Genomic DNA, 21,141 nt, shown 5'->3' with positions numbered 1-21,141 from the left:
GATCAGCCTTTCTTCTGGATCTCGGCGTACTTCTTCTCAACGTCGTCCAGGCCGCCGATGTTGTAGAACGCCTGCTCCGGGATGTGGTCAAGGTCGCCATTGGCGATGGCGTTGAAGCCCTCGATGGTGTCCTTGATCGGCACTGTGGAGCCTTCGACACCGGTGAACTGCTTAGCAGTGTAGGTGTTCTGGGACAGGAACTGCTCGATGCGACGAGCGCGCGAGACGATGATCTTGTCCTCTTCGGAGAGCTCGTCCACGCCGAGGATCGCGATGATGTCCTGCAGTTCCTTGTTCTTCTGCAGGATCTGCTTCACGCGGGTGGCGCAGTCGTAGTGCTCCTGGCCCACGTACTGCGGGTCCAGGATGCGCGAGGTGGAGGTCAGCGGATCCACCGCCGGGTACAGACCACGGGAAGCGATCGCACGGGAAAGCTCGGTGGTGGCGTCCAGGTGTGCGAACACGTTGGCCGGTGCCGGGTCGGTGTAGTCATCAGCAGGCACGTAGACGGCCTGCATGGAGGTGATCGAGTGACCGCGGGTGGAGGTGATGCGCTCCTGCAGAACACCCATCTCATCAGCCAGGTTCGGCTGGTAACCCACTGCCGAGGGCATACGACCCAGCAGGGTGGAGACCTCAGAGCCGGCCTGGGAGAAGCGGAAGATGTTGTCGATGAAGAGCAGCACGTCCTGGTTCTTCACATCACGGAAGTACTCCGCCATAGTCAGACCGGTCAAGGCTACGCGCAGACGCGTTCCCGGGGGCTCATCCATCTGGCCGAACACCAAGGCGGTGTCCTTCAGAACGCCTGCCTCTTCCATCTCGACCCAGAGGTCGTTGCCCTCACGAGTACGCTCGCCGACGCCGGCGAAAACCGAGGTACCGCCGAAGTTACGGGCCACACGGGTGATCATCTCCTGGATGAGGACCGTCTTGCCCACACCTGCGCCGCCGAAGAGGCCGATCTTGCCGCCCTGGATGTAGGGGGTCAGCAGGTCGATCACCTTGATGCCGGTCTCCAGCATCTCGGTGGAGCCCTCCAGGGCTGCGAAGTTCGGTGCCTGGCGGTGGATGGGCCAACGGTCCTCGATCTCGAGGTCCTCGATGGGCATGTCCAGGGTCTCGCCGAGAACGTTGAAGATATGGCCCTTGACAGTGTCTCCGACGGGAACGCTGATCGGAGCGCCGGTGTCGTGCACGGGCACACCGCGGACCAGGCCGTCAGTTGCCTGCAGGGAGATGGCACGCACGATGTTGTCGCCCAGGTGGGCTGCGGTCTCGAAGGTGATCTTGCGGGTCTGTCCGCCGATGGTCAGCTCGGAAGTCAGAGCGTTGTACATCTCTGGAATGGCATCAGCGGGGAACTCAATGTCCACAACCGGGCCGATCACGCGGGCGATCCGTCCGGTCGCTCCGGGCTGAACGGCCCCGGCGGGGCTCTGTTCTGCAGTAGTGGCAGTCATCTCTCTCACTTCACTTGATCTTTGATGATGTCAAAGGGCTTAGGACGAAGCCAGCGCGTCTGCACCGGCGATGAGCTCGGTGAGCTCCTGGGTGATTTCGGCCTGGCGAGCGTTGTTGCGCAGCAGCGTGTACTTGCGGATGAGTTCGTCTGCGTTATCTGCAGCCGACTTCATTGCGCGTTGACGTGCGGCCAGTTCGGAGGCGGAGGCTTCGAGCATTGCCGCGAAGATCTTGGACTCGATGTACTTCGGCAGCAGCTCGTCCAGCACCTCCTCGGGGGAAGGCTCAAAATCATACTGAGGCAGGAACTCCTCGGCAGACTCGGCTTCCTTCGCGACAACAGCCAGTGGTAACAGTCGCTGAACCACCGGCTCCTGGCTGACCATCGACTTGAACTGCGTGTAGACCAGGTAGAGCTCGTCCACGCCGCCCTCCTCAGTGGGCTGGGTGAAGCGCTCGACCAGTGTCTGACCGATCTCGCGGGCGCGCTCAACCGCAGGCGCATCCGTCTGACCGGTCCAGACCTTGTCGTACTCACGGTCGCGGAAGTCATAGAAGGCCTGAGCCTTGCGACCGTAGAGGTACGGACGCACCTCAATGCCGTCTTCCTTCAGCCGCGCAGTCAGCGATTCAGCGCGCTTGAGCACGTTGGTGGAATACGCTCCGGCCAGCCCGCGGTCGCTGGTCATGATCAGCACTGCCGCGCGCTTAGGCGCATCCGCCTTCTGCGTAAGCACATGCTCGATATCGTTCTGCGAGGCCACGGCCGAGACCGCACGGGTGATGGCCTCGGCATAGGGCGAGGCCGCCTGTGCGCGGCTGCGCGCCTTGCCGATGCGCGAGGTCGCGATCAGCTCCATCGCCTTGAAGATCTTCTTCATCGACGAAGTCGATGCGATCTTCTGGCGATAGACCCGGATCTGGGCTCCCATGCTTGTCCTTCCCTAAGTAGTCAGTCGAAGAGTTCGGTGCATCCGCTACTTCTGAGCGGCGATCTCTTCCTGTTCGATGTCCTCAGCCGAGAGTGCCTCAGTGGTCTCGTTGCCCAGGATGGACTGGGAGCCTTCCGACTGGAAAGCGTTCTTGAAGTCCACGATGGCTTCGTTCAGCGTGTTGAGGGTGTCATCCTCGAGCTTGCCGGTGGCAGCAATGTTGGTGAGCACGTCAGTCTTGCGCTTGAGGTGATCGATCCACTCGGCTTCGAAGCGCTTGATATCAGCCAGCTCCACGTCATCGAGGTGGCCCTGAGCGCCGGCCCAGATGGAGACGACCTGCTCTTCCACCGGGTACGGGGTGTACTGGGCCTGCTTGAGCAGCTCGGTCTGACGCTCGCCGCGCACCAGCTGCTGGCGGGTAGCGGGATCAAGGTCCGAGGCGAACATCGCAAAGGCCTGCATATCCCGGTACTGGGCAAGATCCAGCTTCAGTGTGCCGGAGACCTTCTTCATGGCCTTGACCTGAGCAGCACCACCCACGCGGGACACCGAGATGCCCACGTCCACAGCGGGACGCTGGTTAGCGTTGAAGAGGTCCGACTGCAGGAAGATCTGACCATCGGTGATGGAGATGACGTTGGTCGGGATGTAGGCGGAGACGTCATTGGCTTTTGTCTCGATCAGCGGCAGTCCGGTCATGGAGCCGGCGCCCATCTCATCGGAGAGCTTTGCGCAACGCTCCAGCAGGCGTGAGTGCAGGTAGAACACGTCACCCGGGTATGCTTCGCGTCCCGGCGGGCGGCGCAGCAGCAGGGACACAGCCCGGTAGGCCTCAGCCTGCTTGGAGAGATCATCAAAGATGATCAGCACGTGCTTGCCGCCGTACATCCAGTGCTGGCCGATAGCCGAGCCTGCAAAGGGTGCCAGGTACTTGAAGCCTGCCGGGTCGGATGCCGGGGAAGCCACGATAGTGGTGTATTCCAGGGCACCGCGATCGGCCAAGGTCTGGCGCACAGCAGCAATGGTGGATGCCTTCTGTCCCACAGCGACGTACACGCAGCGGACTTGCTTGTTGACGTCGCCGGATTCCCAGTTGGCCTTCTGGTTGAGGATCGCGTCGATGGCGATGGCGGTCTTACCGGTCTGACGGTCGCCAATGATGAGCTGACGCTGACCACGGCCGATCGGAATCATGGCGTCGATAGCCTTGATGCCGGTCTGCAGCGGCTCGTGGACGGACTTACGCTGCACCACCGAAGGTGCCTGCAGCTCCAGCGCCCGGCGGCTCTCGGCTTCGATCTCACCGAGGTCGTCGATCGGGTTGCCCAGCGGGTCCACCACGCGGCCCAGGAACTTATCACCCACCGGAACGGAGAGCACCTCGCCGGTGCGGGTCACTTCCTGGCCTTCTTCGATGCCGGAGAACTCGCCCAGGATCACCACGCCGATTTCGCGTGTGTCCAGGTTCTGGGCCAGTCCCAGGGTTCCGTCTTCGAAGCGAAGCAGCTCGTTCGCCATAGTGGAGGGAAGTCCCTCCACTCGTGCAATTCCGTCGGCTGCCGAGATCACACGTCCGACCTCGACTCGTTCTGCCGCGCCAGGCTCGTAAGACGCAGCGAACTCGGTCAAAGCATTGCGGACGTCGTCGGCGTTGATGGTCAAGTCGGCCATCTGCAGTCCCTGCTCTCCTCTATCAGTGGCCGCACCGTCGGCGGCCGTTCGGTTCAAAGATTCGTATTGTTGCCAGCGTGAGCTAGCGTGCCAGTGTCCGGCTCAGGTCATTGAGTCGGGCAGCGACGGTGCTGTCGACTACCTCATCCCCCACCTGTACCCGGATGCCGCCGACCACTGCGGGGTCGACGACGACGTCGAGCTTCAGCTCCCTGCCGAAGTAGTTGTCCAGGCTAGTAGACAGTTTCTGCAGGTAGGCGCTGTCCAGTGGCTTCGCCACGGTGACCTGCGCAATCCAGCGCTGCTGACGGGCGGCGATCGCCGAAGCGAACTTCTCCACCAGCGTGGTCGGGCGCACTCCGCGGGGCTGAGTCACAGCGCGATCAATGAGCAGGCGCGCCTCAGCGGAAACGTTGGGGGTCAGCCGGGCGGCAAGCCGCTGCTTAGCCTCCGGTGTTGCCTGTGCATCAGTGAAGGCGCGCTGCAGTTCATGGGACTCGGCAACCGTGTGACGGAATCCCAGCAGCGCACTTTCCAGGTCCTCAAGACCGCTGAGCCCGACGCGTTCCGCTTGAGCTGCGGTGACGCTGACGGCAAGGCTCTCCAGGGCGTCCCCAAGGTCACGTTCGGTGCTCCAGCGTCGAGAGACTGCTGCCTCCAGAATGCTGACAGTGGGCTCGGCGACCTTGTTGCCGAAGAGCGAGCGCACCAGGGCTGCCCGCTCTGCCGGCTGCCGTGCAGGATCTGTCAGTGACCGGCGCAGCGATGCCGAACCCTCGAGGACGTCCAGCGCAGCGAACAGCTCATCGGCCACCGAGAGATCGGCGGAGGAGATGGTTGCTGCAAGGTCGCTCTGCAGGCTTGCCAGGGATTCGCTGGTCACCGCTGCCATTACTGGGTCGCTCCTGCCCGGTTCTGCTCAGCATCAAGATCAGCAAGGAAACGGTCGACCACTCGCTGGGAGCGGGCGTCGTCTTCCAGGGCTTCACCGACGATGCGGCCTGCCAGCTGGGTGGCAAGGGTGCCGACGTCGGCCTTGAGCTGTGCAGCTGCGCTGGCGCGCTCTGCTTCAATCTGGGCCTGAGCCTGCTCACGGATCCGGGCGCTCTCAGCGGCGGCCTTCTCCTGAGCCTCAGCCACGATCTGGGCTGCCTCGGCACGAGCTTCCTCGCGGATGTGTGACGCTTCAGCGCGAGAATCTGCGAGGTTCTTCTCGTATTCAGCCTTCAGCGATTCTGCTTCCGCCTTGGCTTCCTCGGCCTCACTGATTCCGCCTTCAATCGCGGCAACCCGCTCCTGGTAGGTGGCTTCAAACTTCGGAGCAACAAACTTGACGACCACGAACAGCAGGACGAAGAAGCCGATGAAGGCAGCAGCCATCTCCCACGGGTGCGGGATCAGCGGGTTGGCGACATAGTCGCCCTCCGCCGCGCGGATCAGTGCAGTGCTGATCATGTATTCACCCATTCCTTTTCATGAGGCACCTGTGTATGCGGTGCCATCAGGTGCTGTGGTCTGACTTAGAGGAAGATCGCGAAGACGAGGCCGAGGATGGCCAGCGCCTCGATCACGGCGAAGCCCAGGATGGCGATGGGCTGCAGCACACGCTGTGCCTCGGGCTGACGTGCCACACCGTTGATGTAGGCCATGAACACCAGGCCCACGCCAAGTGCAGAGCCGATAGCAGCCAGGCCGTAGCCGATCATGTTCACGTTACCGATGATTTCCATGTGATCTCTTTCTTGTGAAGGTGCCGGGGTCCCGGCGCTTTCGGGCGGGTCTATTCAGTTAGAAGTCTGTGAAAACGCTGACTCAGTGCGAGTCGGCCTCGATAGCGCCCTGGAGGTAAATGGCAGTCAGCAGGGCGAACACGAATGCCTGCAGAACCATCAGCAGCAGCTCGAGGAAATACAGCGGAACGAAGCCGATGAGGACAATGATGCCGGTGGCGTTGAGGAAGATGTTGTCCTGTTGAGTCACCAGGAACTCGGAGCCGGCTGCGGCGATCATGACGATCATGTGTCCTGCCAGCATCACCGCCATCACACGCAGTGAGTGGGTCAGCGGGCGAACGATGAAGTTGGAGATGATCTCCAGCGGGATCATGACAGGCATGACGTACCACGGCACCCCAGAGGGGATCGTCACCAGCTTGAAATACCGCAGGCCGTGCTTCTGGATGCCGACGCCGATCCAGGTGCAGTAGACGATGGCCGCCATGACGTAGGCGGGGCCAGCGTGCGAGAAGCTCGGCATCTGGATGACCGGGATCGCGCCCATGAGGTTGTTCACCAGAATGAACGTGAAGACGGCGAACAGGAAGGGGATCCAGGGCTTGAAGTGCTTCTCGCCGAGAATGTCACGTCCCAGGGAGTTCCGCACGAATGCATAGATAGATTCGCCAATGAACTGGGTCCGGGTGGGAACCAGGGACTGCTTGCGAATGGCGAAAGAAAAGAATGCCCAGATAATGACTACCGAAACAAGAAGGACGAGTCCGTTCTTGCCGAGGAAGCCCTCTCCCCACTCGACGCCCCAAGGAAGAATCTCAGGAAGGTGGGTGTCATTGATGCTGGGGGGTTGAAACTCGCCTCCATCGGCGGCTCTCAGGGCAAGCGTAAGCAACGCTGGTCCTCTCATCGGTCGTCGACGAATCCTCAAAAACTAGAGGCTCGTTCTGTGCGAGAAGTTAGCAAGTCTGCGCAGGAATCCCACCGTGCGCGTGCCGATCACTTTATCAAATCGAAAGGTGAACTCGCGCACGCTGAGGCTGCGGACTCAACAGTACTACATTCTGTAGAAAAGCGGTTATTTCGGCCTTACTACGCAGTGGGGGGCGGTGGAGGGGCAGCGTTTTCCTGCGGCACGATGCTCATACGCATGCTGCTGAACACGTGGACGCACGCTGCCTGCCACACCACTACGGTAGTCACACCAGCTGCTCCGCCCCACGCCAAACTCAGCCACACCGGCAGCGGTATGGTGGCGATGGCTATTCCAACTCCGAGGAATTTCAGGACGAAGAGCAGCATATACAGCGGGATCGCCAGCTGCGGCACTCGTCGCTCGGCCTGATCCACCACCCAGATCGAGGGCGCATAGAGCACAATAACGAGCCCACCGCCGATGATGACCGATCGGGCCGCTTCCTGCCCTGCTGCCAGAAATGCGACCAGCGCGAAGGGGATCAGGACCAGGAGGCTGCATGCTACAGCTAGCCGCAGCATCCTCCCCCAAGCCCCTCTTTCGGGTGCCAGGCCTCGCTTCCTCATGTCTCAACGTCCCCTCTTCTGAAGCAGGGCCTGCTGTGCTGCAGCTCGTCGGGCCCGCCACACACGTCGGCGCAGCCAAGGACTCAGCGTCAGTATGACGGCAGCGGCGAGGGCCAGCAGCAACCCGATACTCACGAGCCACCATGGCAGGAAGTTGAAGGAGATGGATCCGAAGGCAAACAGGCCAGCCCAGAGATAGAGCAGCAGCACAGCTTGCGGATGGGTGTAGCCGGAATCGATGAGCTTATGGTGCAGATGACCACGGTCCGGACTGAATGGGGACGCTCCGCGGGCGGTGCGCCTGATCACCGCCAGTGCCAGATCCAGGACCGGCAGCAGCATCACCGCCAACGGCAGCAGTATTGGCATATACGCCGGAATATTCCTGAAGCGGAAGGTTTCCTGGGACAGTTCCAGAGATGCGGTCACGATCAAAGCCCCGGCTGCCATGATCAGTCCCAGCAGCATGGCACCGGTATCCCCCATAATCACCGTGGAGGGATGGAAATTATGTGGAAGGAAGCCCAGACAGGATCCCACCAATATCGCCATGAGCAGGGTCACCAGATTTGAGGCGTCAAACGAATTGATGGACAGCGTCAGCAGGTAGCTGTAGAGGAAGAAGGCCGAGCCGCCCAGGGCGGCCACTCCTGCGGCCAGCCCGTCCAGGCCGTCAATGAAGTTAAACGCATTGATTGTTGCCACTACCAGAAACACCGTCAGACATGCCTGCAGCAGCGGGCCGCCGACGCCGAGCCAGCCCACCGGCATGACCTCTAGCTGGATCCCATGCAGCACCAGGATGATGCCACAGCCCACCTGCGCGGCAAGTTTCAGCGCCCAGTGGATATCCCATGCATCATCGGCCATTCCCGTGATGACAATCAGCAGCGAGGCCAGCAGCAACCCGATGACCGGGGTGAGATCACTGAACAGCCCGCTGAGGTAGGGAATGAAGGCTGCAGCCCCCAACCCGGCGAGCATTCCTGCATAGATGGCCACACCGCCCCAGCGCGGTTTGACCACGGAGTGGATGTCACGCTCGCGGATAGGGGTGTAGATCCCCAACTGGTAGGAGATGCGCCGGACCGGCGGGGTGAGCACGTAGGTGGTCACCGCCGAGACGGTCAGCACAATGAGGAAATAGATCATTCGGTCTCTGCAGCCGTGACGTCCGGGACGATCGCCTGGAGCTCGTGCAGCGGAATTGCGCCCTGCCGAACCACGGTGGGCACCTCGCGGGTGCAGTCGACAATGGTTGAGGCTGCGCTGGTGCTGCGCTCCCCATCTTCCAAGTAGATCGAGACGGATTCGGCCAGCATCTCCTGAGCCTGTGCGGCAGTGGTTGCCGCTGCCATCCCGGTGCGATTGGCGCTGGAGACCGCCATCGGCCCCACGGCCGCTAGCAGTTCCAGGGCGACCTCGTCTGCGGGCATTCGCAGGGCAACTGTCCCACGGGTCTCCCCCAGGTCCCACGCTAACGACGGCTGCGAGCGCAGAATCAGAGTCAGCCCCCCGGGCCACAAGGTTTCCGCCAGGGCGCGTGCCGAATCAGGAATCTCGGTAGCCAGGGCATCCATAACCTCCTGGCGGGCGATCAGCACCGGTGGCGGCATATTGCGGCCGCGTCCTTTAGCGGCCAGCAGCACGGCGACGGCCTGTGGCGAGAACGCGTCGGCACCGATGCCGTAGACGGTATCAGTGGGGAGCACTACGCATTCTCCGCGGCGGACAGCATCCCGGGCGGCGTCGATCGCCGCAGTACGGGTCTGCGGACTGGTTACGTCGAAGGTCTCACTCACGCGGTGTATTCTTTCACGCTTATCCGTTGCGGCTTGCTGATTCGGGCTCCGATGACACTGCGAAGCGTGCAGATGTGGCACGGTCGCGTCCAGCGAGATCCTGGTGCGTGCTGACCTGGCTCAGCTGTGGCTGGGCGCGACAGATCTGCTGCAGTGCCGGGGCCTGTACCTCAGCGTGTTCCATGATGAACCAGCCACCGGGCACCAGCAGACGCTGGGCTGCGGTGATCACCGCCCGTGGCAACTCCAGGCCATCGGATCCACCGCCGTAAAGAGCAAGCTCCGGGTCATGGACCCGAACCTCCTCGTCCTGGGGGACCATATCTGCAGGTATATAGGGCGGATTGGAAACGACGACGTCGAACTCCGCCTCCCAGCCATCAGGAAAGTTGCGCAGGTCGTCGCGGTGGAGCGTGACTTCGGCTGAACCAGAGGGCAGGTGAGCAAAATTCAGCTCTGCCCAGGAGGCAGCCTCCGCGGAGAGTTCCACGGCATGGACCTCGGCTGATGGGTGTTCACTGGCTATGGCAGCGGCGATAGCGCCAGAACCAGTGCCCAGGTCCACAACACGCGGTCGTCTCACACCGGCCGACTCGAGCCGGATGAGTTCATCAAGGGCGGCCTGGACTACGGTTTCGGTCTCTGGTCGAGGAATGAACGCCCCCGGGCCGACTTTGAGCTCCAGGCGCCGGAAGGGCGCGGTCCCGGTGAGGTGCTGCAGCGGGATGCGGCGGGCACGCTCTGTCAGCAGGCCCGCAAGCCGCTCGGCGTCGTCGTCGCTGACCTCCATACCGGTCACCGCCTTCAGCTGCAGCTGGGAGCGAGTCAGACCCAGCACATGACCTGCCAGCAACTCGGCATCTGCACGTGGAGAGGGAACTGAAGCGTGCTGCAGCTGGGCAACGGCCTGCCGCAGCAGATTCTGCAGATCAGCCATCCGAATCGCCGAGCGCGGCGAGCCGCTCCTGCTCATCCAGTTGGATACAGGACTGCACTACTGGCTCCAGGTCACCGTTCATCACGGCATCAAGGTTGTACGCCTTATAGCCGGTGCGATGGTCAGCGATCCGGTTCTCCGGGAAGTTGTAGGTGCGGATGCGTTCCGAACGGTCCATGGTGCGCACCTGGGATTTCCGCACCGCAGCGCTCTCGGCGTCCAGCTGCTCCTGCTGGTGGGCCAGCAGCCGGGACCGGAGCACGCGCATAGCGGCTTCCTTATTCTGCAGCTGCGATTTCTCATTCTGCATGGCCACCACAATGCCGGTGGGCAGGTGGGTGATGCGCACAGCGGAGTCCGTGGTGTTCACCGACTGCCCGCCCGGCCCCGAGGAGCGGTATACGTCGATCTTGAGATCATTCTGATTGATCTCGATCTCCTCGGGCTCATCAACCTCGGGCAGCACCAGCACGCCCGCTGCTGAAGTGTGGATTCGCCCCTGGGATTCGGTCTCCGGCACACGCTGGACACGGTGCACACCACCTTCGAACTTCAGGTGGGCGTAGACCCCTTCAGCCGGATCATTGGTATTGGCCTTAATGGCCACCTGTACATCTTTATATCCACCCAGGTCAGAAGCGGTGGAGGAGATAATCTCAGTCTTCCAGCCCTTGGCTTCGGCGTAGCGGGTGTACATACGCAGCAGGTCGCCGGCAAAAAGCGCCGCCTCGTCACCGCCGGCACCGCCCTTGATCTCCAGAATTGCGTTGCGAGCATCATTCTCATCACGTGGGATGAGCATTCGCAGCAGCTTCTCCGCTGCAACATCCAGTGCAGCACGTAGGCGTGGCACTTCGGCGGCGAATTCGGCGTCGTCGGCGGCGAACTCCTGGGCGGTCTCCAGATCATCCTGCAGCTGTGTCCAGCGCTTATGTGCCTCGACCACGCCGTTGAGCTGCGCATAGCGGCGTCCCAGCTTCCGGGCCAGCGCCTGGTCTGCGTGGGTCTCCGGCTCAGCGAGCTTGGACTGCAGCTCCTTATGCTCTTCGAGCAGTGTGCCGACGGAGTCGAACATGCGGGGGTTGATCTGGGTGCTCATGCAGATACGTCCTTAATCAGTGTGGTGGTCTTCGCTGATACGGCAGAAGCCCGGGCCATGAGCAGTATGCTCGGCCCGGGCTTCTGATGCGTAGCTACTTGCCGTTCTCGCCGAGGGTGGTCTTGGAGATCAGCATCAGGAACTCAGCATTGGACTGAGTTTCCTTGAGCTTGTTCATGAGCAGTTCCAGTCCCTGCTGCTGGTCCAGGCCTGAGAGCACCCGGCGCAGCTTCCACATGATCTTGACTTCCTCCGGGGAGAGCAGAGCCTCTTCGCGGCGGGTGGAGGACGCGGTGACATCCACTGCCGGGAAGATCCGCTTATCTGCCAGCTGACGGGACAGCCGCAGCTCCATATTGCCGGTTCCCTTGAACTCCTCGAAAATCACCTCGTCCATCTTGGAGCCGGTCTCTACCAGAGCGGTGGCCAAAATGGTCAGTGAGCCGCCGTTTTCGATATTGCGGGCAGCACCGAAGAAGCGCTTCGGCGGGTAGAGCGCAGAGGCGTCAACACCGCCGGAGAGGATACGGCCCGAAGCCGGAGCGGCCTGGTTGTAGGCGCGGCCCAGGCGGGTCATGGAGTCCAACAGCACGACGACGTCCTTGCCCAGCTCCACCAGGCGCTTGGCACGCTCAATGGCCAGTTCGGCCACAGTGGTGTGGTCATCGGCGGGACGGTCGAAGGTGGAGGCGATGACCTCACCATCAACGGTGCGCTGCATGTCGGTGACCTCTTCGGGGCGCTCGTCAACGAGCACCATCATCAGGTGCACCTCTGGGTTATTGGTCTTGATCGCGTTGGCCACGGCCTGCAAGATCATGGTCTTACCGGCCTTCGGCGGGGAGACGATCAGGCCACGCTGACCCTTGCCGATGGGGGCGATCAGGTCGATGACGCGCGGGCCGACGGCCTTGGGATCGCCGCCTTCCAGACGCAGACGCTCCTGCGGGTAGAGCGGGACCAGTTTGCCGAACTCCACGCGATCGGTGTTGGACTCAGCGGGACGGCCATTGACCTTGTCCACCTTGACCAGAGCGTTGAACTTCTGCCGCTTATTCGGCTTGTCATCCTCACGCGGGGCCTTGATGGAGCCAGTGACCACATCACCCTTGCGAAGGTTGTACTTCTTCACCTGGGCCAGCGCCACATAGACGTCATTCTGACCGGGCAGGTAGCCGGAGGTGCGCACAAAAGCGTAGTTGTCGAGTACGTCCAGGATGCCGGCGATCGGGATCAGCTGATCGTCCTCGGTGACCTCGGTGTCATCGTGCTCCGGGCCGCGAGTGCGACCGCGACGGTTGCGCTCATTGCGGTTACGACGACGGTTGCGGCGGTCATCGCGATCACCCCGATCGCCGCGGTCGTTGCGGTCATTGCGCTGACGTGCGCGGCCCTCGTCCTCGCCGTCGCCGTCATTGTCCTGAGACGCCCGGTCATTATTGTTCTGCCGGTCGTTATGGCGCTCGTTGTTCTGGCGCTCACCCTGCTGGGAGTCGTCATTGCGGCGGTCACGGTTGCGCCGGTTGCGGCCGTTATTGCGCGACTGACCCCCCTCGGAATCGTCTTCGGAGCCCTTCTGCCCGGACTTCTCGTCCTGACCGCGCTCCTGCTCGCCCTCAGCGTTATTGCTGCGGCTGTTGCGTCCGCCGCGACGCGGCGACTGGTCCTGAGAAGCTTGCTCAGCGGATCCGTTGGACTCGGAGGTCTTTTCGGCGTTGTTCTTCTCACCGGCGCTCGTCCCAGTACTGTTCGTCTCGGTGACGGCCTTATCAGCACGGTCCTGCTGAGCGTCGGCCCTCGGAGCGGTGTTCTTCTCGGCCTCCGTCTTCTCAGCGGGTGCCGTCTTCTTGCGGTCGGCTACAGCGCCACCGCGCTGGTGGGCAGAGATCGCCTCAACCAGGTCAGATTTACGCATCCGGGATGAGCCAGCAATGCCGAGCTGGGATGCCAGGGCCTTCAGCTGTGCCAGCTTAAGACCCGCGAGTCCTCCACTGGGGGCTTCAGAGTTCCTGGGGGCCTTGTCGGCGTCCTGAGGCTGTGCCTCAGTGATGGTGTCTGTCACGAAGGTTTCCTTCTCCCTCGTCGGGCAGGCGCGCTGAACATGTGCATGATCTCGGCCTGCGGTCTCTTCAACGGCTTCTCAGATGTGACCGTCGGGATTGCATGACCAGTTCTCCATAAGAAGTGATGCGCTCTGCATGGGAGAACTGCAATGATCCCCTCGCAGATCTGCGTCTGCGCTAACTAGGGGCTTGACTCCACTGTAGCACCTGAACGGGCCAGAAGCAGATTGACCGGTCGGAAAGTATCTGCGGTGTCTCTCTGCCGTCCCCAGGCTTCAATATGCTGGCTCACCGCCGCGGCTCGCTCTGTGGTGACCAGGGTCAGCACAGTGGGGCCGGCACCGGAGATCATAGCGGGGAATCCCGCAGCCCGCAGCGAGTCCACCAGCGCCATCGCAGCGGGGAAAGCCGGCCGTCGGTACTCCTGGTGCAGCGAATCCTCGGTGGCCTCCAGCAGCAGGTCGGGGTCCTGCGTCAAGGCGTGTACCAGAAGGGCGGCACGGGCGCTGTTGCGGGCGGCCGCGGTATGAGAGACCGTTGGCGGGAGCAACCCGCGGGCGGCTTCGGTGGACTGCACAAAACCAGGGATGGCAACTATCGCCGTCAGCTCCGGGTGCGGTTCAAGCGCAGCGGTGCGGAAACGGCGGGCGCCGTCGCCCTCAGGTGTGCTCTCCCAGGAGATACCGACTCCCCCGCGCAAGGCGGGCACATAATTATCAGGGTGTCCTTCAATCCGTGAACCGATCTGCAGCTTCTCATCATCGCTGAGACCTATGCCTTCTGCAGAGGCACGCAGCAGCTGGTCTGCGGTGAGCACGGCCGTCACGATGGCCGCAGCCGATGAACCCAGTCCCCGCGAGTGCGGAATGACGTTGGTGGCCCGGACGCTCAGATCAGGAAGGGAGTAGCCCTTGGCGGCGAGGATCTTCTCCACGACGGCGACCACCAGATGCGAAGCATCGGTAGGCAGATCAGCGGCACCTTCACCAACGACGACGACGTCCACCGCCGGCTGCGCCGGGTTCTTCCGCGGACGTGCCTCTACTTCGATCTCATCACGTAGTTCAAGAGCCAAGCCCATGGAGTCATATCCGGGTCCAAGGTTGGCGCTGGTGGCCGGGACCCGCAGCGTGAAGGCCAGCGGCTGCTCCAGCGGTGTCCGCAACGGCTCGGCTGCTGAGCCGGCTGCGGCTTCTGGCGGCTGCCCCTGGCCCAGCTGGCCCAGATGGTTCACTTCGGCTGCTGACATGCTCCGTCGTCCCCGATCCAGCCTCAGAGGCCCAGTGCTCGCGCCACGGTCTCCACATCCTGCGGGACCTGAGTAGGCTGGGCGCCCTCGCCGTTTTCATTCTGCAGCGCCGGGTTGTTGATGGCCCAGTCGGGGTCCTTGAGGCCGTGGCCGGTGACGGTGATCACCCAGGTTTTCCCGGCCGGTGCAGCACCGGCGGAGTGCTTCTTGATCAGACCAGCCACTCCGGAGGCGGAGGCGGGCTCCACAAAAACGCCCTCTTTCGAGGACAGCCAGCGATGAGCTGCGAGGATCTCCTCATCGGTCACGGCCTCGATCACGCCGCCGGATTCATCACGTGCAGCTTCGGCTTTCTCCCAGGAGGCGGGATTGCCGATCCGGATCGCGGTAGCCACGGTCTCGGGTTCGGTGATGGGGTGGCCAGCCACGATAGGTGCCGCGCCAGCGGCCTGGAAACCCCACATAATGGGCGTCTTGGTGGCCACGGCAGGCAGCTCGACGGCGTCGTCGTGGGCCGGGTTACCGGGGTGAGCGGGTTTCTTCCAGGGCTGCGCGTACTCCTGGTAGCCCTTCCAGTATGCGGTGATGTTCCCGGCGTTGCCCACCGGCAGCAGGTGGTAGTCCGGGGCATCCCCCAGGGCGTCGACCACTTCGAAGGCGGCGGTCTTCTGCCCCTCGATGCGGGAGGGATTCACCGAGTTCACCAGGAAGACCGGATAGTTCTCCGCGAGTTTGCGCGCGATGTCAAGACAGCCGTCAAAGTTGCCGTCGATCTGGATCAGTTCGGCACCGTGGGCCACTGCCTGAGAGAGCTTGCCCATGGAGATCTTGCCTGCCGGCACCAGCACCGCACAGGTGAGGCCGGCCTGGGTGGCGTAGGCCGCTGCTGAGGCAGAGGTGTTTCCGGTAGAGGCACAGACCACGGCCTTGGCCCCTTCGGCCACCGCGGAGGTGATAGCCATAGTCATGCCGCGGTCCTTGAAGGATCCGGTGGGGTTCATCCCCTCCACCTTCAGATAGACCGTGCCATCCACCAGTGCCGATAGCGCCGGGGCATGTACCAGTGGGGTACCGCCCTCCCCCAGCGTGATCACTTCGGTGGATTCTGTCACCGGAAGACGTTCGGCGTATTCGCGGATCACTCCTCGCCACTGATGGGCCACGTGCTGCTCCGTTCTCTGAACTGACTATAAAGGTCTCGTGACGCGTGCGCGCCGGGGTGCGGGAGGGGTTATTTCCCCACTTCGACGCGCAGCACGGAGGTCACTGATTTGACCACATCCAGGCTCTTCAGCTGTTTGACCGTGGCGTCGAGATCTTTCTCCAGGGCCAGATGGGTGACAATCTGCACCTGGGCACCCAGGCTCTCCCCGGATTCCACCTCACCCTCTACGCTCACGCTGCCGGGCTGGCGCATCGATTCGATGGAGACGTGGTGATCTGCCAACACCTGAGCGATTTCAGCGATGACGCCTTCCCTGTCGGCAACCTGCATATCGATGTAGTACTGGGTGGTGGCCCGTTCGATGGGCAGGGCAGGCAGGTGGGCACCGGCCGGCACTGTGGGGGTCTCAGCCACGCAGGCGCGCAGCCGGCGGGCGGTAGCCACGACGTCGCCCATAATGGCTGAGGAGGTGGGCTTGCCGCCGGCACCCTGACCGTAGAACATCAGCTCACCGGCGTTCTCCGCCACCACGAATACCGCATTGAAAGCTCCGCGGACGCTGGCCAGCGGGTGCGTGCGCGGCAGCAGAGTGGGGTGTACTCGCAGCACTGCGCCGTCATCGTGCTTCTCCGCGATGGCCAGCAGCTTAATGACATAACCGGAGGCGGCTGCAGCTTCAATATCATCGGCAGTGACCTGGGAGATTCCCTCGCAGTAGACCTCATCCAGGGTGAAGGGCGCGTGGAAGGCCAGGGTGCCTAGGATGGCAGCCTTTGCTGCCGCGTCATGCCCCTCCACATCAGCAGTCGGATCCGCTTCGGCATAGCCGAGCTTCTGGGCCTCGGCCAGGGCATCGGCGAAGGCGGCGCCGGTGGTGTCCATCTGGTCCAGGATGTAGTTGGTGGTGCCGTTGACGATCCCCATGACTTTGGTGATGCGGTCACCGGAGAGGGACTCTTCGATGGGTCGCAGGATCGGGATCGCGCCGCCTACCGAGGCCTCGTAGCGCAGCACGGCGCCGGTCTCTGCAGCGATAGCATCGAGTTCGGCTCCGCGGGTGGCCAGCAGGGCCTTGTTCCCGGTGACCACAGCAGCCCCGCGGCGCAGGGCGCGTTCGATGAGCGCACCTGCCGGCTCATAGCCGCCGATGAGTTCCACGATCAGATCAGCTTCATCCACCAGCGCCTCAGCGTCGGTAGTGAGCAGTTCGCCCGGGATCTTCCAGTCGCGCGGAGCCTCGGGGTCGCGCACTGCTACGCCGATGAGTTTGACCGGTGTGCCCACTCGCGCTGAGATCAGCTCGCGTTCCTCCACGAGCGTGCGGGCCACCTGGGCGCCCACATTTCCTGCACCGAGCAGTCCGATCCTGACGATGTCCTCGGCCTGAGCCATTCCCACCTCTTCGCCTGGTAACTATGTGTGACTATTGGCAGTCAGCAGCCGGTCAGGGCGCGTAGCCGGTATCGCGGCTGAGCATCTGTTCCTCTGTCTCCCGGCGGATGAGCACACGGGATTCCCCCTGAGCTACGGCGACGACGGCCGGGCGGGTCAGATAGTTGTAGTTGCTCGACAGCGAGTGGCAGTAGGCGCCGGTGGCTGGAACCGCGAGCAGATCTCCCCGGCGCACAGCCGCTGGCAAGTATACGTTTCGCACTACGATGTCACCGGATTCGCAGTGTTTGCCCACGATGCGAGACAGCACGTGTTCACCGGTGATCTGCCGACTGGCCACTACTGCTGAGTAGTCAGCGTCGTACAGCACCGTGCGGGCGTTATCGCTCATGCCGCCGTCCACAGCGATATACCGGCGGGTCACGCCGTCTTCGACGACGACGTCCTTCTGCACGCCGACGCTGTAGAGGGTCACACCTGCAGGTCCCACAATGGCGCGGCCGGGCTCGATACTCAGGCGCGGAATGCCGATGCCGTGTTCGGCGCAGGCAGTGCGCACTGCGGCAGCTAGGGCTTCGGCGATCTGGCGCGGGGCGCGTGGGGTATCAGCTTCGGTGTAGGCGATTCCGTGACCGCCGCCGAGGTCTAGTTCCGGCAGGACGACTTGGTGGGCCTGCTGCAGCTGGCCCAAGAAGCTGATGAGCTTTCCGGCGGCAACCTCAAAGCCTGCAGCTTCGAAGATCTGCGATCCGATGTGGCAGTGCAGGCCGAGGAGGTTGATCCCTGGGGCATCCAGCGCGCGCTCTACTGCCGTCCAGGCCGGTGATCCCAGGTATGGGTTCGCGGCGTCGTCGTGATCTGAACGCTGGTAGTCAACGGCCGGTGTCAGCGAGAGCCCGAACTTCTGGTCCTCATGGGCGGTGGCGATGTACTCGTGGGTGGAGGCGTGCACGCCCGGGGTCAGCCGCAGCATCACGGGCGCTTCGACGCCTAGCCCCTGAGCGATCTGGGAGATCCGATCGATCTCGTCCAGGGAATCAGCGATGATCCGGCCCACTCCGGCTTCCAGGGCGCGCCGGATTTCTGCCTCGGACTTATTGTTACCATGCAGCCCGATGCGGGAAGGCGCAACCCCTGCGGCAAGGGCGATGGCCAGCTCTCCTCCACTGGCGGTGTCTACGCAGAGACCTTCTTCTGCTGCCCAGCGGGCCGCATGGGTGGAGAGGAAGGCTTTTCCGGCATAGTAGACGTCCACCTCTGCTCCAACACCGCTGTCATCGGCGGCGAAGGCCGCGGTGAAGGCTTCGCGAAACTCGCGGGCCCGGGTACGAAACTCGGTTTCGGAGATCACATACAGCGGTGTTCCGTGCTCTGCTGCCAGGGCACTGACACTGACCCCGCCGAGAGTCAGTTCGCCCTCGTCATTGCGCACTGCGTCGCGAGGAAGTAGTGCGGCTTCGAGATCTGCGGTATCGGTCCGGGGGCTGAGCCATTCCGGTGCCAGGGGGTGTGCGAGGTTCATGCGGGGTTCCCTTACATCTTTTCCGGCGCAGAGACGCCCAGCAGGCTCAGTCCGTTGCGCAGCACTTGGGCGGTGGCGTCATTGAGCCACAGCCGAGTCCGGTGGAGGTCGGTGACCTCATCAACGGTGCCGTCCTGATGGGTGCTCGGGGACATCCGGCATTTGGCGTACCACGCATGGTAGGCACTGGCCAGTGCCTCCAGATAGCGCGCCACCCGGTGGGGTTCGCGGAGTTCCGCGGCGGAGGCCACCGTGGAGGGGAAGCGTCCCAGGTGCGCCAGCAGCTCCTCTTCCGTGGGGTGGGTCAGCAGGCTGGCGTCAAAAGCGGGCTGACCGTCCTCGCGAGTGCGGGCGACGTCGAAGGCGGCCGCATTGCGGGCGGCATTGCAAGCCCGGGCGTGGGCGTACTGGACGTAGAAGACCGGGTTGTCGTTGGTCTTGGACTGCAGCAGTTCGGGGTCCACATCGATGGGCGAGTCAGCGGGGAACCGGGCCAGGGTGTAGCGCAGCGCGTCTGTGCCCAGCCAGTTGATGAGGTCCGCCAGTTCGATGATGTTACCGGCGCGCTTGGAGAGCTTGGCTCCGCGCACGCTCATCAGCTGTCCGATGAGGATCTCGATGTTCTTCTGCGGGTCATCTCCTGCGCAGGCTGCAATGGCCTTCAGCCGCGCGACGTACCCATGGTGATCGGCCCCCAGCAGGTAGATCTTCTCTTCAAAGCCGCGCTCGCGCTTGGTGAGGTAGTAGGCGGCGTCGGCGGCGAAATATGTAGGCTCCCCGTCGGCCTTGATAAGCACGCGGTCCTTATCGTCCCCGAAGTCGGTGGTGCGCAGCCAGATGGCGCCGTCGCGGTCTTCGATGTGTCCCTGTTCGCGCAGGGTGTCGATCGCGGATTCGATCTTGCCCTCGTTGTGCAGGGTGGTTTCGGAGAAGTAGACGTCGAAGTGCACGCCGAAATCAGCCAGAGTCTGCTTGATCTGCGCCAGCTGGGACTGATAGGCCAGCTCGCGCACGATCGGCAGGGCCTCCTCTCGCGGCATGTCCTTGACCTCTGGGCGGGCGGCGAGGACTTCTGCAGCTAGATCCTTGGTGTATTCACCGGGGTAGCCACCCTCGGGGACGTCTTCACCGTGGATGCGGGCCATCACACTATTGGCGAAGACGTTCATCTGGTTGCCGGCGTCATTGATGTAGTACTCGCTGGTAACGTCGGCCCCGGAGGCGCGAAGCAGCCGAGCAACGGCGTCGCCCAGTGCCGCCCAGCGGGTGTGGCCGATGTGCAGCGGACCGGTGGGGTTGGCAGAGACGAACTCCAAGTTCACCGTGCGCCCGGCAAGAGCCTGAGTGTGACCGAAGGTCTCGCCCGCGTCGACGATGTTCTTGGCCAGCTGTCCTGCAGCGGCGGCATCGAGGGTGATGTTGATGAATCCGGGACCGGCTATGTCCACTGCGGAGACGCCGTCGATGTTCTCGATACGTGCGGCCAGTACTTGAGCCAGCTGGCGGGGGTTGGCGCCTGCGGGCTTGGCCAGCTGCAGGGCGATGGTAGTGGCCCAGTCGCCGTGGTCGCGGTTCTTGGGTCGCTCCACGCGGACTTCCTGCGGCACCGAACCTTCGGGGAGGTTCAGCTCACCGGCTTCGACGGCGTCGGTGAGAACGGACTGTACGGCTGCGGAAAGTTCTTCGGGAGTCACCCGACTATCCTAAAGCCTCACGGCAGCACTCCCACCGCACCGGATCGGCGACCTAGGCAGTCAGCAGTTGGGTAAGTCCCCAACCTCCGGTGGTGAGCATGTAGAGGCCCAGTACCATCAAGGTTGCGCCGCTGACCAGTTCGATCCAGCCGGTGATCCGCGGATTCGACAGCCAGCGGTTTGCCCCATCTACTAAGAGCACGACGCCGATCAGGTACAGATACATGGTCAGCGCAACAGTTCCTCCGAGAACTCCCACCGTGAAGACAAGTGACGCCTCCTGCGGAGTGAACTGCGGGAACAGGGCGAGAAAGAACAGCCCCACTTTGGGGTTGGTCATGCACGTGGCCATCCCGGCCAGCAGCCCGGTACGGGCGCGCAAAATTTTCACAGGGGCAGCAGCGGTGACGTCAACGACATCTCCGGCCGTCAGTGAAGCAGGTGACGCCTGAGATTCCCCTGCACCTACAAGTATCTTCTCCTGGGTTCGCGCCAGGGAGACTGCGCGCATGCGCAGCCGCGCAGCGGAGACGGCACGGAGACCCAGGAGAATCAGATAAGCACCGCCTACCAGGCTGAGGATCTCGTAGGCCAGGGGTGAAGTCTCAAAAAGAGCCGCCAGCCCGGTAGCCGCTAACGCCGCCCAGGCGAAGGCCGCCAGGGATGAGCCGGTGGCGGCACCCAACCCGGCACGGCGGGAGGACAGCGCATAGCGCAGTGAAAGCATCGTGTCCGGTCCGGGGATCACGGCCAAGATGACCGCGACGCCGACCAGTGCGAAGTAGGTGCTGAGACTCACTGTTCCATGCTGGCCCGCACTCTACGTGGGCACAAGCAATGAAATATGGCGAATCATTCGCCAGTAACGAATAATGA

General features: G+C 62.9%; 19 protein-coding genes. All 19 read right to left on the bottom strand.

Features of this window, described 5'->3' with window-relative positions:
• Positions 1-2 precede the first annotated feature (2 nt).
• Entirely contained in the window at positions 3-1,463 is a 1,461-nt protein-coding gene (atpD, locus tag TX78_RS05725) for a F0F1 ATP synthase subunit beta (RefSeq protein WP_044494576.1), read from the bottom strand.
• A gap of 39 nt (positions 1,464-1,502) precedes the next feature.
• Entirely contained in the window at positions 1,503-2,396 is an 894-nt protein-coding gene (locus TX78_RS05720) for a F0F1 ATP synthase subunit gamma (protein WP_044494575.1), read from the bottom strand.
• Positions 2,397-2,441: 45 nt separating this feature from the next.
• Positions 2,442-4,070 (bottom strand): F0F1 ATP synthase subunit alpha, encoded by a 1,629-nt coding sequence (atpA, locus tag TX78_RS05715; protein ID WP_044494574.1) that lies wholly within the window; start codon positions 4,068-4,070, stop codon positions 2,442-2,444.
• Positions 4,071-4,152: 82 nt separating this feature from the next.
• Positions 4,153-4,962, bottom strand: a complete 810-nt coding sequence (locus tag TX78_RS05710; RefSeq protein ID WP_044494573.1) for a F0F1 ATP synthase subunit delta — start codon at positions 4,960-4,962, stop codon at positions 4,153-4,155.
• Positions 4,962-5,525 (bottom strand): F0F1 ATP synthase subunit B, encoded by a 564-nt coding sequence (locus TX78_RS05705; protein ID WP_044494927.1) that lies wholly within the window; start codon positions 5,523-5,525, stop codon positions 4,962-4,964. Before TX78_RS05705 ends, TX78_RS05710 begins: the two co-directional genes overlap by 1 nt.
• A gap of 65 nt (positions 5,526-5,590) precedes the next feature.
• Positions 5,591-5,800, bottom strand: coding sequence for an ATP synthase F0 subunit C (locus tag TX78_RS05700; RefSeq protein WP_022872799.1), 210 nt, complete (start codon positions 5,798-5,800; stop codon positions 5,591-5,593).
• Positions 5,801-5,882: 82 nt separating this feature from the next.
• Positions 5,883-6,695, bottom strand: a complete 813-nt coding sequence (gene atpB / locus TX78_RS05695) for a F0F1 ATP synthase subunit A (protein ID WP_044494569.1) — start codon at positions 6,693-6,695, stop codon at positions 5,883-5,885.
• Between the two features lie 197 nt (positions 6,696-6,892).
• Positions 6,893-7,297 (bottom strand): hypothetical protein, encoded by a 405-nt coding sequence (locus TX78_RS05690; RefSeq protein WP_044494568.1) that lies wholly within the window; start codon positions 7,295-7,297, stop codon positions 6,893-6,895.
• 48 nt (positions 7,298-7,345) lie between these two features.
• The gene (locus TX78_RS05685; protein WP_044494566.1) at positions 7,346-8,494 is read right to left on the bottom strand and encodes an MraY family glycosyltransferase; all 1,149 of its coding nucleotides are present in this window, start codon (positions 8,492-8,494) and stop codon (positions 7,346-7,348) included.
• Positions 8,491-9,153 carry an L-threonylcarbamoyladenylate synthase gene (locus TX78_RS05680; RefSeq protein ID WP_049897595.1) on the bottom strand — a complete coding sequence of 221 codons (663 nt, stop codon included), beginning with the start codon at positions 9,151-9,153 and terminating at the stop codon, positions 8,491-8,493. The genes TX78_RS05685 and TX78_RS05680 overlap by 4 nt, the downstream gene beginning before the upstream one ends.
• Positions 9,154-9,163: 10 nt before the next feature.
• Complete coding sequence (prmC, locus tag TX78_RS05675; RefSeq protein WP_044494562.1) at positions 9,164-10,081, bottom strand: peptide chain release factor N(5)-glutamine methyltransferase; 918 nt, start codon at positions 10,079-10,081, stop codon at positions 9,164-9,166.
• Positions 10,074-11,156, bottom strand: a complete 1,083-nt coding sequence (gene prfA, locus TX78_RS05670; protein ID WP_044494926.1) for a peptide chain release factor 1 — start codon at positions 11,154-11,156, stop codon at positions 10,074-10,076. Before prfA ends, prmC begins: the two co-directional genes overlap by 8 nt.
• Before the next feature lie 118 nt (positions 11,157-11,274).
• A complete protein-coding gene (gene rho, locus TX78_RS05665) occupies positions 11,275-13,230 on the bottom strand; it encodes a transcription termination factor Rho (RefSeq protein WP_044494925.1) in 1,956 nt (651 codons plus the stop codon).
• 194 nt (positions 13,231-13,424) lie between these two features.
• Positions 13,425-14,492 (bottom strand): homoserine kinase, encoded by a 1,068-nt coding sequence (thrB, locus tag TX78_RS05660; RefSeq protein WP_049897539.1) that lies wholly within the window; start codon positions 14,490-14,492, stop codon positions 13,425-13,427.
• A 23-nt stretch (positions 14,493-14,515) separates the two neighbouring features.
• Entirely contained in the window at positions 14,516-15,655 is a 1,140-nt protein-coding gene (gene thrC, locus TX78_RS05655) for a threonine synthase (RefSeq protein ID WP_044494561.1), read from the bottom strand.
• A 68-nt stretch (positions 15,656-15,723) separates the two neighbouring features.
• A complete protein-coding gene (locus tag TX78_RS05650) occupies positions 15,724-17,049 on the bottom strand; it encodes a homoserine dehydrogenase (RefSeq protein WP_044494559.1) in 1,326 nt (441 codons plus the stop codon).
• 52 nt (positions 17,050-17,101) lie between these two features.
• Positions 17,102-18,571, bottom strand: a complete 1,470-nt coding sequence (gene lysA, locus TX78_RS05645; protein ID WP_044494557.1) for a diaminopimelate decarboxylase — start codon at positions 18,569-18,571, stop codon at positions 17,102-17,104.
• An 11-nt stretch (positions 18,572-18,582) separates the two neighbouring features.
• Positions 18,583-20,265: an arginine--tRNA ligase gene (gene argS, locus TX78_RS05640; RefSeq protein WP_044494554.1), complete on the bottom strand. Its 1,683-nt coding sequence runs from the start codon at positions 20,263-20,265 to the stop codon at positions 18,583-18,585.
• 52 nt (positions 20,266-20,317) lie between these two features.
• Positions 20,318-21,064: a LysE family translocator gene (locus TX78_RS05635; protein ID WP_044494553.1), complete on the bottom strand. Its 747-nt coding sequence runs from the start codon at positions 21,062-21,064 to the stop codon at positions 20,318-20,320.
• Between the last annotated feature and the right edge of the window lie 77 nt (positions 21,065-21,141).

Origin of the sequence: Nesterenkonia massiliensis (assembly GCF_000455245.1) — a bacterium.
GTDB lineage: Bacteria > Actinomycetota > Actinomycetes > Actinomycetales > Micrococcaceae > Nesterenkonia > Nesterenkonia rhizosphaerae.
This window is presented reverse-complemented; position numbering and strand designations above follow the sequence as displayed.

What these genes read in the sequence shown, in the direction of transcription:
- atpD (WP_044494576.1), bottom strand. Translation starts at nt 1,463, where the DNA reads ATGACTGCCACTACTGCAGAACAGAGCCCCGCCGGGGCCGTTCAGCCC.
- TX78_RS05720 (WP_044494575.1), bottom strand. Translation starts at nt 2,396, where the DNA reads ATGGGAGCCCAGATCCGGGTCTATCGCCAGAAGATCGCATCGACTTCG.
- atpA (WP_044494574.1), bottom strand. Translation starts at nt 4,070, where the DNA reads ATGGCCGACTTGACCATCAACGCCGACGACGTCCGCAATGCTTTGACC.
- TX78_RS05710 (WP_044494573.1), bottom strand. Translation starts at nt 4,962, where the DNA reads ATGGCAGCGGTGACCAGCGAATCCCTGGCAAGCCTGCAGAGCGACCTT.
- TX78_RS05705 (WP_044494927.1), bottom strand. Translation starts at nt 5,525, where the DNA reads ATGATCAGCACTGCACTGATCCGCGCGGCGGAGGGCGACTATGTCGCC.
- TX78_RS05700 (WP_022872799.1), bottom strand. Translation starts at nt 5,800, where the DNA reads ATGGAAATCATCGGTAACGTGAACATGATCGGCTACGGCCTGGCTGCT.
- TX78_RS05690 (WP_044494568.1), bottom strand. Translation starts at nt 7,297, where the DNA reads ATGCTGCGGCTAGCTGTAGCATGCAGCCTCCTGGTCCTGATCCCCTTC.
- TX78_RS05685 (WP_044494566.1), bottom strand. Translation starts at nt 8,494, where the DNA reads ATGATCTATTTCCTCATTGTGCTGACCGTCTCGGCGGTGACCACCTAC.
- prmC (WP_044494562.1), bottom strand. Translation starts at nt 10,081, where the DNA reads ATGGCTGATCTGCAGAATCTGCTGCGGCAGGCCGTTGCCCAGCTGCAG.
- prfA (WP_044494926.1), bottom strand. Translation starts at nt 11,156, where the DNA reads ATGTTCGACTCCGTCGGCACACTGCTCGAAGAGCATAAGGAGCTGCAG.
- thrB (WP_049897539.1), bottom strand. Translation starts at nt 14,492, where the DNA reads ATGTCAGCAGCCGAAGTGAACCATCTGGGCCAGCTGGGCCAGGGGCAG.
- TX78_RS05650 (WP_044494559.1), bottom strand. Translation starts at nt 17,049, where the DNA reads ATGGCTCAGGCCGAGGACATCGTCAGGATCGGACTGCTCGGTGCAGGA.
- lysA (WP_044494557.1), bottom strand. Translation starts at nt 18,571, where the DNA reads ATGAACCTCGCACACCCCCTGGCACCGGAATGGCTCAGCCCCCGGACC.